Below are 15,184 nucleotides of genomic sequence, written 5' to 3'. Positions count from 1 at the left end.
ACAACGGGCAAGTACCGACGGGCCGTCAGGCGGGTGCCACCCCCTCCGGCGGGCCGGCGGGGGCGGCGTGCGGGGAGGGTCAGTCGAACGGGTCGAGCGTCAGGGACGCCCCCCGCGGGTCGCCGTCGTGGACGAGCGACTCGTGGGCGCCGACGTCGTCGAAGGCGAAGGCGTACGCCTTCCCGTCTGCCATGTGCGCGTGGACGGTCCGCGCGTAGTGGTTGGTGACCGGCTCCTGGTAGAAGCCTGCCGCGCTCCGGTCGGGCTGGTTCGGGTTGGCCAGCAGGGTGGTGCGGTTGAAGCCCGCGCACAGGGTGCGCGAGATCGGGCCGCGCACTTGGTCGTTGGGCGCGTCGAGGAGGCGGTGGCAGCCGAAGACGGACGAGGCGTCCGGCTTCTGGAAGGCGGTGACCTCGTTGCCGGCGCCGTCCCTGAAGCGCAGGACGCCGCCGGAGACCCGGCCGGTGTACCGGACGTCGGGGCGGTCGGCGAAGGGCGTGACGGTCAGGTCCGTGCCCGTGTACTTGTCCCAGACGCGGTTGACGTAGTCGTCCATGACGGACGCCGGGAGGGCGCCGGTCTCCACGCCGTACAGCGGGGACAGGGCGCGCAGCACGGTGCCGTCGGAGCGGGTCTGGATGAGGTTCGCCCAGCCGCCCGACTGTGCTCTGAGCGCGTTGAACACGCCCTTGTAGCCACCGGGCTTGAGCTTGCCCGCGCTCAGCGTGCTGCCGTCGCCGCGCCGCACGCCCACCGTGTAGGGCGCGGAGAACATGTCGACCTGGGTGCTGTTGATCCACAGTCCGGAGTCGTTGAGCGTGTACTCGGACCAGTTGAAGAGGATGTCGCGGTTGGGGTCGGTGGGGTTCTGCACGGCGGGCTGCACGAGGCCGCCGGTGGTGAGCCGGAACTCCATCTTGCGGCCGTAGGAGAAATAGATGCGGCCGGAGAACTTGGGGATCTGGATGGTGGTGGACCGGCCGGGTGCGGGGCCCGGGATGGAGGCGTCGGGCGCGGGGGTGGGCGGGTTGCCGCCCGCGGGCCAGGGGTGGAAGGCGCCGCTCGCGTCGGCCCAGCCCTGCCGGCCGGACGACAGCTCGGTGCCGAGGTTGTAGATGTGGACCTGTTCGGCGCGGCCCGAGTTGTTGGTGATGGTCAGCGGGATGGTGGCCGGGACCGCGGCGTGCGCGGGGGAGGTGACCCCGGCGGCGAGCCAGCCGCCGCCCAGCGCGGTGGCGATGCCCAGAGCCACGGCGGTGACCCGGCGTCTGAGGGTGCGCAGCATGGTCGTGCTCCGTTCGACGAGTGGCCGACTACAGGTGTGAGAGCGCTCTCAGGGAGCGTCCCGCCCTGGTATGGACCTGTCAACAGTTCAAGCACACATTGAGGAGGGGAAGATTCCGCATCTCGCGTGGGCGTGCTCCGGAAGTCGCGGTTCAGTCGTGCTGGACGACTCCGTGCGCCGAGAAGCTGACTGGGCCTCGGGAGGCCAGGTCGCCGGGTGGGAAGCCGGGGTGGTGACCCTCCTGGGCCCTTTCCGCCCCGCCCCCGCGCGGGGCACCCGGCCCCAGGGCGAGCCGGGAGACGATGCGGTAGCGGTCGCCCCGGTAGACGGAGCGGACGCACTCCACCGGACGCCCCTCGGTGTCGGTGGTGAGACGCTCGAACAGGAGAGCCGGCGACAGCTCGGGCACGTCGAGCAGCTCCGCCTCCGCGCGGGTCACCACGGTCGGCTCGACCGACTGGACGGCCTCGACGACCCGCACCCCGTGCCGGTCACGGAAGTGCTCGTACAGGTCGCCCTGTTCGAGCTCCGCCTCGGTGAGTCCCGGCACCAGGGCGGCGGGAAGATGCAGGTGCTCGATGGCCATCGGGGCGCCGTCCACCAGCCGCAGCCGGGCCGCGTACCGGACCTCGGCGGCCGGTGACACGCGCAGCCTGCGGCCCACGCGGGCACCGGCCGGGAGGGTGCGGAACTCGAGGATGCGGCTGGTCCACACGCCTTTGGCCTGCGGCACGGTCAACGCGGCGTGTTCCGGGACGAGTTCCTGGGTGATCTTCTCGGCGGCGACGAACATGCCCCGGCCGTGCTCACGCACCAGCAGCCCCGCGACCACGAGTTCGTCGACCGCTGCCCGCACGGTGGGCCGTGAGACCCCGAGTCGGGCGCAGAGGGCCCGCTCGGAGGGGACGGCCTCCCCGGGGCTGCGGGCCTCGATGAGTTCGAGGAGCGCGTCGCGCACCCGTTCACGCTTGAGCACCGCACCCGAGGCGGCGGGATCGATGGCCATACGGGTCTCTCCTCGTCGTCTCCCCGGGCGGGACGTGGGCGACTGGTATGCCCCCGACCTTAACTGGTCCGGTCACCGCCGGGACTCCTCCCGGTGCGAACAACTCCCCTCTTCACGCGCGGGGTTGACGCGCACATTGGTCTATGCCACCTTCTCTCGACAACAACTGGTAAGGCCCCGGCGGGCAACTGGTCAGTTCCGAGGACCGGTCCGTCACCGCGAGCCCCGCGCCGGGTGGCGCCCCCACGCCCGCCGCGCGGACGCACCCCCGTGCGCCACCCCCCACCGCGAAAGGACCACGGATGCGTACTCGTCCCCCCGGCCGCCGCGCCCGCGCGGCACTCGCCCTCACCGCCCTGCTGGGCGGCACCGCCCTCACCGGGTCCCCCGCCCCGGCCGCCACGGCCGCGGCCGGCCCGATCGCGGTGCAGTACCGCACCAGCGCCGCCGGTGCGACCGCCGACCAGAGCGAACCCTGGCTCAAGGTCCGCAACACCGGTTCCGCGCCGGTGCAGTTGAGCCAGGTGAAGATCCGCTACTACTTCAAGGCCGACGCCCCGGACACCGCGTACCGCTTCGCCTGCTCCTGGGCGGTCGTCGGCTGTGCGGCCGTCACCGGCACCTTCGGCACGCTCCCCCAGCCCACCGGGACGGCCGACCGCTACCTGGAGATCGGGTTCACGCCGTCCGCCGGGACGCTCGCGCCGGGCGCCGACACCGGGGACCTGCAACTGCGCTTCCACCGGGCCGACTGGCGGACGGTGCGGCAGAGCGACGACTACTCCTTCGGCGCCACGCGGACGTCGTACGCCGACTGGGACAAGGTGACCGCGCGGCTCGCGGGCGCCACCGTGTGGGGCGCGGGTCCCGGGGGCGACGAGCCGACCGACCCCACGGACCCGGCCGACCCGCCCGGCGAGGGCGGTCAGACGCTGTTCGACGACTTCGACTACGCGTCGCACACCGACCCCGATCTCGCGGCGCACGGCTGGAGCGTGCGCTCCGACGCGGGCGGCCCCGGGGTGCCCGGCGCCACCTGGGACCCCTCGAAGGTGACGTTCTCCTCCTCGGGCGGCAACTCGGTGATGGACCTGGAGACGTCCACCGCGGGCACCGGCGCGTCCACCACGCACACCGAGATCCTCACCCGGAGCATGAAGTTCGCGTACGGCACGTACGCGGCCCGGGTGCGCTTCTCGGACGCGCCCGTCTCCGGCCCGGACGGCGACCGGGTGGTGCAGACGTTCTTCACCATCAACGACCTCAAGGCTCCGATGGCCGACGACTACGCCGAGTACGACTTCGAGTACCTGCCCAACGGCGGCTGGGGCGAGCCGTCGTCGATCCTGTACACGACGTCCTGGGAGACCTACGCCCCGGACCCCTGGCAGGCCGTCAACCAGCACAGCGAGAGCCGCCGCAGCTTCGCCGGCTGGCACGACCTGGTCGTCACCATCGACGACTCCGGCATCACGTACTACGTCGACGGCAGCCACTTCGGCACGCATGACGCCGCGTACCTGCCGGAGCGTCCGATGTCGATCAATTTCAACCAGTGGCTGATCGACCTGGAGGGACAGCCGTCGACCACGCCCCGTGCGTACCACCAGCAGGTCGACTACGTTCTGCACGTCAAGGACGAGGTGCTGACGCCCGCGCAGGTCGCTGCGAAGATCGACGCGTTCCGCGCCTCGGGCACGTCCTTCGTGGACGAGGTGCCCGCGCCCTGACGGGCCGACGCGCCGGCCGGGCCTGCCTGTCGCGGGTCCGGCCGGCGCACCGCGTGACGTTCCCCGCGATTCAACTGATCGTCTCCCGGGGCTTCCGCCCGCGACGCCGGGGCGCTGGACTGTAGGCCACGACCCGAGCAACCGGGTTACGAGCAGACAACGTTGTCAGCACCTCACGGAAGGCAGGGAAGACCCCCGTCATGTGGAGAGCCACCGAGTCGCCCGCGCCGACGCCGCCTCCGGGCCGTCGCAGACTTCTCACCGCCGCCCTGGTCCTCGGATCGCTGGTCGCCGGGCTGGTACCGGCGTCCGGGGCGGCCGCCTCCCCGGACCGGAGCGACGTCGCGGCGTTCGACGCCGTCGACCCGTTCATCGGCACGCGCCTGGACACCTCCCAGAACAAGGGCAACAGCGCGTACGGCAACACCTACCCGGGAGCCACCGTCCCGTTCGGCATGGTGCAGTCCTCCCCCACCACGTACCGCTCGTCGGACGGGGACCAGAAGGGCGGCTACGAGTACACGGCGGACAGGCTCCGCGGCTTCGGCATGACCCGGCTGTCCGGCACCGGCTGCGAAGGCCGGTTCAGCGGCTTCGACTTCCCCGTGCTGCCGTACACCGGCGCGCTGCCCGGAGGCGCCCTGCCCACCGCGCCCGCCGACCGGATCACCGACTACCACCTCGGCTTCGACCACGCCGACGAGAAGGCCGACCCCGGCTACTACTCCGTCGGCCTCGCGAACGGCGTCGACGCGGAACTGACCGCGACGACCCGCACCGCGGTGAGCCGCTTCGACTTCCCCTCCGACGGCGGCGCGACGCTGCTGTTCGACGTCGCCGGGTCCAACAACCGGGTGTTCGGCAGCGAGGTGACGGTCGAGGGCGACACCGTGAGCGGCTGGGTGGAGGCCGCTTCGGTGTGCGACGAAGGCGGACGCTACCGGGCGTACTTCTCGACGACGTTCGACCGTCCGGTCCGCTCCCACGGCACCTGGCAGGGCTCCGAGGTGCACCCCGGGGCGGACACCGCCTCCGGCGGCACGACCAAGCACGGGGCGGGCGCCTACCTGGTGTTCGACCGGGGCGTCCGGGTCACCGCGAAGACCGGCCTGAGCTACGTGAGCGTCGAGGGCGCCGCGCGCAACGCGGCGGCGGAGACCCGCGGCAGGTCCTTCGACGCCGTCCGCGCGCAGTCCGCACGCGTGTGGCGGGACGCCCTCGGCACGCTGCGCGTGGACGGCGGCAGCCGGGAGCAGCGCGTCAAGTTCTACACCGCGCTGTACCACGCGCTGCTGCATCCGAACGTCTTCGACGACGTGAACGGCGACTACCGCGGCTACGACGGCAGGCTGCACCAGGTCGAGCGCGGCCGGCACCACTACGTCACCTACGCGGGCTGGGACATCTACCGCAGCCAGGCGCAGCTGGTCGCGCTGCTGTTCCCGAAGGTGGGCAGCGACATCAACCAGTCGCTCACCGACATGGCCCGGCAGACCGGCACCTGGCCCAACTGGCCGCACCTCAACCAGTCCCAGCAGAAGATGAGCGGCGACTCGCTGCAGTCGGTGGTCGCCTCGCTCGACGCGTTCGGCAGCACGGACTACGACCGGCGCGCGGCGCTGGAGTCGATGCGGTCGACGCAGACCCTGCCCGCCGACGCCACGCTGCGCCGGCACGCCTACCAGTACGCGACGGTCGGCTTCGTCGAGAGCCGCAAGGGCGACTCGGCGACGTCGAAGACGCTCGAGTACGCCGTGGACGACTTCGGCATCGCGCAGCTGGCGAAGCGGCTGGGCGACGAGGAGACGTACGACCGGTTCATGGTGCGGGCGCAGAGCTGGCGACACGTCTTCGACGACGCCGGCGGGCACATCCGGCCGCGTGAGCGTACCGGCTTCGACCGGGACTTCGACCTGGGTGAGCGGGGCAACCAGTTCGAGCAGGCGACGGGGTACCAGTACGGCTGGATGGTGCCGCACAACGTGGGCGCGCTGATCGAGAAGCGGGGCGGTACCGAGGCGGCCCTGCGGGACCTGGACGAGCACACGCGTGAGCTGGACGCCGGGGTGTACGGCACCAAGGGCGCCTATCTGAGCAACCAGCCCAGCTTCACCATGCCGTTCGTGTACCACTGGCTGGGCCGGCCGGACCGCACGGGCGAGGTGCTGCGCCGCGCGGCGGACGAGATGTACGGCACGACGCCCTCGGGGCTGCCCGGCAACGACGACCTCGGCTCGCTGAGCAGCTGGTACGTGTGGGCGAACATCGGCCTCTTCCCCGCGATCCCGGGCACCGCCGACCTGATGGTGAGCAGCCCGGTGTTCGAGCGGGTGGTGGTGGACAGTGCCGACAGCCGGCGCCGGATCACGCTCGACGCCCCCGGTGCCGGGCGGGCGCCGTACGTGGCGGCGCTGAGGGTCGACGGACGGGCCACCTCGAAGTCCTGGGTGTCCGCGGACTTCACCCGTGAGGGCGGCCGCCTCGACCTGCGGATGGCGCCGCGGCCCGGCGCCTGGGGCACCGGCGCGCGGGACCTGCCGCCGTCGTACGCGGACGGCACGGACGCCCGGAACAACATCGGCGTCACCCCGGACGGTCACGGGAACCTGGGGTCGCTCGACCTGAGCGACAACTCGCTGTCCCGGGAGCGGCTGGCCGAGGCGGGCGCGGCGCCGGGTGCGAAGCTGCCGCTGGGAGACACCGGGGTGGTGTTCACCTGGCCGGACACCGGGCCGGGCGAGCCCGACAACTGGATCCCGCACGGCCAGCGCGTCCCGCTGGGCGGCCGGCAGGCCACCGGGATCTCCTTCCTGGGGCTCGCCACCAACGGCCCGTCGCAGGGCACCGCGGTGGTCGAGTACACCGACGGCTCGACGCAGAGCGTGCCGGTCGGCCTCACCGACTGGACGCCCGGGACCGACCACCGGTTCGGCAACGAGCCGCTGGTGGTCACGACGGGCCGCAACCGGGCGGCGGGCGGTTCGGACACCGCGCAGACCAAGGTGTTCGGGACGCGTCCCGTGGCACTGGACCCGGCGAAGCGGGTGGCGGCCGTCGTGCTGCCGCGGGGCACCGACCGGGGTGTGATGCACGTCTTCGACGTGGCGCTCACCGACCGGCCGGTCGCTGCGGACGGGCAGGACGGCTGACGGCTGACGGCTGACCGTCGTACGCACGGAAGCCCTCGTTCCGATCGGAGCGGGGGCTTCTCTTGCCGTCGGCGGACGGGTGGCGCACGCTGGACCCATGAGTGCGAGCCCGACGCTCATCTCCTCCGTGCAGCGGGCCTTCCGGCTGCTGGAGGCGGCGAGCGCGCACGAGACGGGCGCACCGGCCAAGCAGCTGGCGCGGGAGACGGGTCTGCCCCTGGGCACCGCCTACCACCTGCTGCGCACCCTGGTGCACGACGGCTACCTGCGGAAACTCGACGACGGCGGCTTCGTCCTGGGCGACCGGCTGCAGTCCCTGCACGCCGGCGGCCGCAGCCAGGCGCTGCTGGCCCGGGTCCGGCCGGTCCTCTCCGCCTTGCGCGACGAGCTGTCCAGCGCCGCCTACCTCACCTTCTACGAGGACGGCGAGATCCGGGTCTCCGAGGTCGTGGACGGACCCCGCGCCCCGCGCGTCGACCTGTGGGTGGGGTTCGAGGACGCCGGCCACGCCACCGCGCTCGGCAAGACCGTGCTGCGGGAGCTGGACGACGACTCCCGCCAGGAGTACCTGTCCCGGCACACACTGAACGATCTCACCCCGCACACGGTCACCACGCCCGTGGAGCTGATCCGCAGGCTGGAGAACACGCCCCTCGCCCCGGCCGTCACGGACCTGGAGGAGTACGCGCTGGGCACGGTGTGCGTGGCGGTGCCGGTGTACAGCGGCGGCACCGTGGGCTCCCTCGGCGTGTCCATGCCCCGCAACCGCCTCGACCGGATCGACGAGGTCCGCGAACGTCTGCTGCCGACCGCCCACCGGATCACCCGCAGCCTGTCTCTCACTATGTGAAAACCGTGTCCTTGTGACGCCGGGCACCATCACTTTTCCTTGAAGAGGCACGCAAACCGGACACGCGCACAGGTGAGGAACCGGACAGCACATGAGTCACGCCCGTCAGCATGGACGCGACCACTCGCCCATACGGCCGTACCCGCGCGTGCTCTCGTGCCTTCGATCCCCAGGTGCCCGGGCGTGCGCGCACTGGGTCGCCGAGACGCCGGCGCTGCCCGTCCTGGTCCTCTGCGTCATCGTGGCCATCGACATGGCGGCCGGCACGGGCCGGATCTGGCTGCCCTTGCTCGCCACGGGCCCCGCGCTGGCGGCCGCCACCAGCCGGCCCCGCGGGGTACTGGGCGTGGGCGCCCTGGCCGTCCTGCTCGGCACGGGCATCGCCCACCGGCACGACATGGCCCTGGCGCACCTGTCCGTCGTGCTGGCCGCCCTGGTGACCGTCACCCTCGCCGGAACCCTCACCAGCGCGCTGCGCGCCCGGCGTGAGCGGGTGCTGGCCGCCGTGCGCTCCGTCGCGGAGACCGCGCAGCACGCGCTGCTCCAGCCGGTGCCGGAGACGGTCGGCCCGTTCCAGGCGGCGGTGCGCTACAGCGCTGCCGCCGCCGAGGCCAGGATCGGCGGCGACCTCTACGCCCTCGTCCCCACCCCGTACGGCGTGCGGATGATCGTCGGGGACGTGCGGGGCAAGGGCCTGCCCGCCGTGGGGACGGCCGCCCTGGTGCTCGGTGTGTTCCGGGAGGCCGCGTACGACGAGCCGGACCTGCTGGACGTGGTGGGCCGGATCGAGCGGAGCCTGGCCCGTAACCTGGGCGGCGACGACTTCGTCACCGCCGTCGTCGCCGGCTGCCCGGAGCCCGGACGGCTGGAGGTGGTCAACTGCGGCCACGCTCCCCCGCTGCTGATCCGCGGCACCGAGGTCACGGCCGTCGATCCCGTCCGTCCCACGCCCCCGCTGGGCCTGCGGGCCCTGTCGGAGGACACTCCCCGCCTCCAGGTGGTGCCCTTCGGAGACGGGGACCAGCTGCTCCTCTACACCGACGGCGTCACGGAGGCGCGGGACGCCGACCGCGCCTTCTACCCCCTGACCGAGGGGGTCACGCGGCACCTGTGTGACGAGCCGGCCCGGACGCTGGCCGCGCTGCACGAGGACCTGCTGGACCATGTGGGCGGCCGGCTGCACGACGACGCGGCGCTGCTCCTGCTGCGCAGGCCGGCCGCCGCACAGGGCGGGGAGCCCGCCGGGGCGCCCCTCGTGCCGGACGTGGACGGCGCCACGGCCGCTCGAGGGGCGTCCGCTTCAGGGCCGCTGGCTCCCAGGGCCGCTGATCCTCACGGTTGTTGAGCGGCGATCACGCGCCGGTACCCGTGACAGCTCTCCTTGAGGCCGCGCCGTGGGGTGGCGTGGCCGACGCGGAGAATGCCGTGCGGTGGTCACTTGACCGAGCCTCCGGTGATGCCGGCGGCGATGTATTTCTGGGCGAGGACGAGGAGGATCGCGGCGGGCACGGCGGAGAGCACGGCCGCGGCCATCACCGAGCCCCAGTCCCCGACGTGGGCCCCGATGTACTGGTAGATGCCCAGCGTGATCGGCTTCACGTCGTCCGTGGTGTTCAGGGTGAGGGCGAACATGAAGTCGCTCCAGGCGAACAGGAAGGCGAACAGGCCCGAGGTGATCAGGGCGTTGCGGCTCATCGGCAGCACCACCCGCAGGAACACCCGGACCGGTCCCGCCCCGTCGATCTCGGCGGCCTCGATCACCTCGCCGGGGATGGACACCATGAAGGAGCGCATCAGCACGATGGAGAAGGGGATGCCGAGCGAGGCGTCGGCGAGCATCAGCCCGGCGTAGGAGTTGACCAGGCCGAGGTCGACGTAGGAGGTGTAGAGGGCGTTGGCGATGACGATGCCCGGCACCATCTGGGTGATCAGGGTGCCGAAGACGATGGTGCGCGAGCCGCGGAGGCCGAAGCGGGCCAGGCCGTAGGCGGCGGGCGCGGCGACGGCGAGGCAGATCGCGACGGCGCCGGCGGACACCAGCAGGGACGTCAGCAGGTTGCCGCCCTGGTCGGTGAAGGCCTTGGTGAAGCCGGACAGGTCGAGTCCCGAGGGCACCGGGTCGACCTCGAGGAGGCCGGAGTCGGGCTGGAGCGCGGTGTTGAGCATCCAGTACAGCGGGAACAGCATCACCGCCAGGACGAGCAGACCGGCGACGGTGGAGCCCCAGCGGCGGCGGGAGGCGTTGGGCGCGTGGGCGGCCATGGCGGTCACTTCCCCTCGGTGCGGTTGGCCCGCAGGTAGAACACCGCGAACACGGCGGAGATCAGGATCAGGACGTTGCCGACGACCGCGCCGGCGCCGAAGTCCAGCTCCACGAAGGAGTTCTGGTAGGTGAGCGTGCCCAGGGTCTGGGTGGCGTCGGCGGGGCCGCCGTCGGTGAGGGCGAGGATCAGATCGAGGATCTTCACCGTCGACATGAAGCCCAGCACCAGCACGACCGTGATCACCGGTTTGAGCATCGGCAGGGTGACGGAGCGGAAGGCGCGCCAGGCGGAGGCGCCGTCCAGGGATGCGGCCTCGTACAGCTCCTTGGGGATCTCCTGGAGGCCGCCGTAGAGGATGACCATGTTGAACGGGATGCCGATCCAGATGTTCACCAGGATCACCGAGAGCAGCGCCATGCCGGGGCTGGTGAGCCACGGGGTGTGCCCGCCGAGGCCGAGGGTGTCGAGGAAGGTGTTCAGTACGCCGGTGTCCTGGTCGAGGACGCGGCGCCAGACGACGCCTGACACCACCATGGGTACCAGCCAGGGCAGCAGCATCAGCGAGCGCAGGACTCCGCCGAGGGGGAAGCGCCGGTTGAAGAAGACGGCGAGGGCGAGGCCGATGCAGAACTGGCCGAGCAGGGAGCCGGCGGTGAAGACGAGGGTGTGCCGGAGGGCCTTGCCGAAGAGGGCGTCCTGGAAGACGGACGACCAGTTGTCGGTGCCGTTGAAGGGCGCCTCGCCGGTGAAGAAGGTCTTCGGCGTGTAGTGCTGGAAGCTCATCACGACGTTGCGGACGAGCGGGTAGCCGAAGAACAGCAGCATGAAGACGACGGCGGGCGCGACGAAGCCCCACTGGGCGAGCCTGCGGCGCCGGCGGGCGCGGGCCGGGTCCGGCGCGGTGTCCTTCCGGTGCGCGGCGGCAGGCGGGGCGGTGACGGTGGACGTGGTCATGGGTGCGTACCTCAGTTCCCGCTCGTGGCCCGCTGCTGGGCCCGCTTCAGGGCGGCCTCGCTGGACTGGCCGGTCAGGGCGGACTGGAAGGCGCTCTGCAGGGCGAGGGAGACGGCCGGCCAGCCGGCGCCGAGCTGTGCGGTGCGGGAGCGGGCGGCGGCGACCTGGTCGGCCAGCGCGTCGAGTTCGGGCACCTGGGACCGCCACTCGGCGGCGGCCCGCTCGTCGGCGGGGACCATCCAGCTGTTGAGGGCGTAGGTGAGCTGTTCCTTCTCGCTCGTCAGGCAGGCGACGATGCGGCCGGCCGTGTGCTGGCGGCCGTCGTCGCCGGTGCGGGGCACGGTGAGCACGGCGCCGCCGAGCGGGGCGACGGAGTCGGCGCCCGCCTCGGGGACGGGGATCTCGGCGATGCCCCAGTCGAGGCCGGGGTCGCTGTTGAGGGTCTCGACCTGCCAGGGTCCGTTGATCATCATGGCGGCGTTACCCGCCATGAACTGGTCGTTGACGTCGGCCTGGGTCCAGTTGACCGTGGACCGGGAGAGCGAGCCGTCCTTCAGCAGCGCCTTCCAGAAGTCGAGCGCCTCGACCACCTCCGGGCTGTCCAGCTCGCGCTCGTCGCCGCCGTTGGACCACATGAACGGGGTGAACTGGAAGACGCCGTCCTCGGCGCCGCCCGCGCTCAGCGCCAGCCCGTAGCGCTTGCCGCGGGTCAGCTCGCGGGCCGCCTCGCGCAGTTCGTCCCAGGTGGGGGGGGTGCGGACGCCCGCCTCGGCGAGGACGGTCTTGTTGTAGAAGAGGGCGAGGGTGTTCACGGAGCGGGCGGCCCCGTAGTACGTGCCCCGGTAGGAGCCGAAGTCGACGATGCCGTCGGGGACGTGTTCGGTCGACAGGCCGAGGGTGCGCAGGTCGACCAGTCCGCCGGCCTCGGCGAACACCGGCATCTCGGAGGCGTCGAACTGGACGACGTCCGGCAGTGACTTCGACGAGGCCATGCGCAGCGCCTTCGTCATGACCTGGGACGCGGGGACGCTCTGCTGCTCGACGGTGACCCCGAGCCGCTTCCCGCAGCGGGCCATCGCCTCCGCGTCCCAGCGGTGGTAGGTCTCGTCGGTCGAGGAGTTCAGGACGGTGTACACGTCGTCGTCGCGCTCGGCTGCGCAGCCGGTCAGGGCCGCCGAGGCGACGAGGGCCGCGGCGGCGGCGAGCGAGGTGACGGCTCTGCGGGCGCGTCCGCGAGGGCGTGGACGACGTGCGGCAACCGTTGGATGTGCTGTCACGGTGGGTGCCCCTGGGTGGGACCGGCCCGGCGGGTACCGAGGCCGGCGGCTCTGTGGAAGGGTAGGTGAAGCGCTTCGACAACGGGCCCCCACGATCGAGGTCTCGTCTGGCGCTGCACCGGGGTGTAATTTGTTTTGCCTGATAACTAATACGCTGGCGCGCGTCGGTCGCGCTAGCCCCCCAGTGGCACGATCTTCTCGCGCCAGGGCGTGACAGGTTCTGCGGATCCTGTCATAGTTCCTGGTCAGAGGTTCCCCTCGCACCTCCTTCGCCCTCCCCATCCCGAGGAAGACCATGAAATTCACCGACGGCTTCTGGCGTATCCGCGACGGCGTCCAGATCTCGTACGCCACCGAGGTGCGAGACGTCCGCGCGGAATCGAAGCGCTTCACCGGCTATGCGTCGACGACGAAGGTGACGCGCCGGGGCGACACCCTGAACGCCCCACTGGTCACGGTCGACTGCTTCTCCCCCGCCGAGGGCGTCGTCGGCGTGCGGGTCACCCACCACGCCGGGAAGCGCCGACCCGGACCGGACTTCGCGCTCGCCGCCGAGGCCGGCGGTGCGGGCGAGGTGCGGCAGGACGGCGCGGTCACGGAGCTGACCAGCGGCCCGCTGACCCTGCGGCTGGACGCGGACAGCGGCTTCGGGCTCGCCTTCCTCGACGCGCACGGGCGGGAGCTGACCCGGGCGGGTGCCAAGAGCACGGCGTACGCCACCACCGCCGAGGGCGAGCACCACGTGCTGAGCCGGCTGTCCCTCGGCGTCGGCGAGCACGTCTACGGCCTGGGCGAGCGCTTCACCCCGTTCGTCAAGAACGGCCAGACCGTCGACGTGTGGCAGGCCGACGGCGGCACCAGCAGCGAACAGGCCTACAAGAACGTGCCGTTCTACCTGTCCTCACGCGGCTACGGCGTCTTCGTCAACCACCCCGGCGCGGTCTCCTTCGAGGTCGGTTCCGAGTCCGTCGGGCAGGTGCAGTTCAGCGTCGAGGACCAGACGCTGGAGTACTACGTGATCGCGGGTCCGACCCCTAAGGACGTCCTGGGCCGGTACACCGCGCTCACCGGCCGCCCGGCGCTGCCGCCCGCCTGGTCCTTCGGCCTGTGGCTGAGCACGTCGTTCACCACCTCGTACGACGAGGCGACCGTGACCTCGTTCGTCGACGGCATGGCGGAGCGCGGCATCCCGCTGTCGGTGTTCCACTTCGACTGCTTCTGGATGCGCGAGTACCAGTGGTGCGACTTCCGATGGGACCCGGAGGTGTTCCCGGACCCGGAGGGCATGCTGGCCCGGCTCAAGGACAAGGGCCTGCGGGTCAGCGTCTGGATCAACCCGTACATCGCGCAGAAGTCACCGCTGTTCGACGAGGCCGCGGCGCTCGGGCACCTGGTGCGCCGGCCCGACGGGGACGTGTGGCAGTGGGATCTGTGGCAGGCCGGCATGGGTCTGGTCGACTTCACCAGCCCCGACGCCCGCGCCTGGTTCCAGAGCAAGCTCAAGGCGCTGCTCGACCAGGGGGTGGACTGCTTCAAGACGGACTTCGGCGAGCGCATCCCGACGGACGTCGTCTGGCACGACGGCTCGGACCCCGCGCGGATGCACAACTACTACACCCACCTCTACAACCGCACCGTGTTCGAACTGCTGGAGAAGGAACGCGGGCAGGGCGAGGCGGTCCTCTTCGCCCGGTCTGCGACCGCCGGCGGCCAGCAGTACCCGGTGCACTGGGGCGGCGACTGCTGGTCGTCGTTCGAGGCGATGGCGGAGTCCCTGCGCGGCGGTCTTTCGCTGTCGCTGAGCGGGTTCGGCTTCTGGAGCCACGACATCGGCGGGTTCGAGGGCACGCCCGACCCGGAGGTGTTCAAGCGCTGGCTGGCGTTCGGGCTGCTGTCGTCGCACAGCAGACTGCACGGCTCCACGTCCTACCGGGTGCCGTGGGAGTTCGGCGACGAGGCGGTGGACGTCGCCCGGCAGTTCACGCTGCTGAAGCACCGGCTGATGCCGTACCTGTACGGCGCGGCGGCCGAGGCGCACCGCACGGGCGTGCCGATGATGCGGCCGATGCTCCTGGAGTTCCCTGCCGATCCGGCGTGCCGCCCGCTGGACCGCCAGTACATGCTGGGCCCCGACCTGCTGGTCGCGCCCGTGTTCGGCGCCGACGGCGACGTGGAGGTCTACCTGCCCGAGGGCACCTGGACGCATCTGCTGAGCGGCGAGCGGGTGACGGGCCCCTGCTGGCGCACCGAGCGCCACGGCTACGACAGCCTCCCCCTGTACGTCCGTGAGGGCGCGGTGCTGCCGCTGGCCGGGGACGACTCCCGCCCGGACGGCGACTGGCTGGAGGCGCCGGTGCTGCTGGTGCACCCGTCGGATGCGCCCGACTACGCGGCGGAGGTCACCGTCCCGGACGCGGCGGGCCTTCCCGCTGCGACGTTCCACGTCCGGCGGGACGGGGACGCGCTCCGGGTGACCGCGTCGGGCACGGACCGGCCGTTCACCGTGCGGGTGCCGGGCGGGGCGGAGGCTTCGGGCAGCGGGGAGGTTTCGGTGCCGGTGGGCTGAGGCTCCGGTGCGGTGAGGGCGGCCCGTTCCGGTGAGGGGGTCGGCGGGGCCGGGCGGTTCGTCGCGGGCGCGGCCCGGGCGTGCTCCCGCGCCGCGCGGTGGC

Annotated in this window: 10 protein-coding genes; 5 read left to right on the top strand and 5 right to left on the bottom strand. The window is 72.0% G+C overall.

The window, feature by feature from the left end; all coding sequences use genetic code 11:
* Positions 1-79: 79 nt before the first annotated feature.
* Complete coding sequence (locus MTR79_RS15110) at positions 80-1,285, bottom strand: glycoside hydrolase family 64 protein (protein ID WP_189364435.1); 1,206 nt, start codon at positions 1,283-1,285, stop codon at positions 80-82.
* A 151-nt stretch (positions 1,286-1,436) separates the two neighbouring features.
* Positions 1,437-2,291, bottom strand: coding sequence for a GntR family transcriptional regulator (locus MTR79_RS15105; protein ID WP_244790628.1), 855 nt, complete (start codon positions 2,289-2,291; stop codon positions 1,437-1,439).
* 302 nt (positions 2,292-2,593) lie between these two features.
* On the opposite strand from MTR79_RS15105, the gene MTR79_RS15100 reads away from it, so the two are divergent.
* The 4 genes from MTR79_RS15100 to MTR79_RS15085 all read left to right on the top strand — a co-directional run bounded on the left by MTR79_RS15100 (position 2,594) and on the right by MTR79_RS15085 (position 9,365).
* Positions 2,594-4,021, top strand: coding sequence for a cellulose binding domain-containing protein (locus MTR79_RS15100; RefSeq protein WP_244790626.1), 1,428 nt, complete (start codon positions 2,594-2,596; stop codon positions 4,019-4,021).
* Between the two features lie 200 nt (positions 4,022-4,221).
* Positions 4,222-7,170, top strand: a complete 2,949-nt coding sequence (locus tag MTR79_RS15095) for a GH92 family glycosyl hydrolase (RefSeq protein WP_244790624.1) — start codon at positions 4,222-4,224, stop codon at positions 7,168-7,170.
* A gap of 97 nt (positions 7,171-7,267) precedes the next feature.
* Positions 7,268-8,020: an IclR family transcriptional regulator gene (locus tag MTR79_RS15090; protein WP_244790622.1), complete on the top strand. Its 753-nt coding sequence runs from the start codon at positions 7,268-7,270 to the stop codon at positions 8,018-8,020.
* A 253-nt stretch (positions 8,021-8,273) separates the two neighbouring features.
* Positions 8,274-9,365, top strand: a complete 1,092-nt coding sequence (locus tag MTR79_RS15085; protein ID WP_244793176.1) for a PP2C family protein-serine/threonine phosphatase — start codon at positions 8,274-8,276, stop codon at positions 9,363-9,365.
* An 89-nt stretch (positions 9,366-9,454) separates the two neighbouring features.
* On the opposite strand, the gene MTR79_RS15080 is transcribed toward MTR79_RS15085, so the two are convergent.
* Genes MTR79_RS15080 through MTR79_RS15070 form a run of 3 tightly spaced genes read right to left on the bottom strand, consistent with a single transcriptional unit; the run spans position 9,455 to position 12,515 of the window.
* Entirely contained in the window at positions 9,455-10,282 is an 828-nt protein-coding gene (locus tag MTR79_RS15080; RefSeq protein WP_086705012.1) for a carbohydrate ABC transporter permease, read from the bottom strand.
* Positions 10,283-10,287: 5 nt separating this feature from the next.
* Complete coding sequence (locus tag MTR79_RS15075) at positions 10,288-11,238, bottom strand: sugar ABC transporter permease (RefSeq protein WP_244790620.1); 951 nt, start codon at positions 11,236-11,238, stop codon at positions 10,288-10,290.
* 11 nt (positions 11,239-11,249) lie between these two features.
* On the bottom strand, positions 11,250-12,515 hold the full coding sequence (locus MTR79_RS15070; RefSeq protein WP_244790617.1) for a sugar ABC transporter substrate-binding protein: 1,266 nt from the start codon (positions 12,513-12,515) through the stop codon (positions 11,250-11,252).
* 295 nt (positions 12,516-12,810) lie between these two features.
* Between MTR79_RS15070 and yicI the strand changes: the two genes are divergently transcribed.
* On the top strand, positions 12,811-15,081 hold the full coding sequence (yicI, locus tag MTR79_RS15065) for an alpha-xylosidase (protein ID WP_244790615.1): 2,271 nt from the start codon (positions 12,811-12,813) through the stop codon (positions 15,079-15,081).
* Positions 15,082-15,184 lie beyond the last annotated feature (103 nt).

This window comes from Streptomyces sp. BJ20, assembly GCF_022869105.1.
GTDB classification, from domain to species: domain Bacteria; phylum Actinomycetota; class Actinomycetes; order Streptomycetales; family Streptomycetaceae; genus Streptomyces; species Streptomyces griseoincarnatus.
This window is presented reverse-complemented; position numbering and strand designations above follow the sequence as displayed.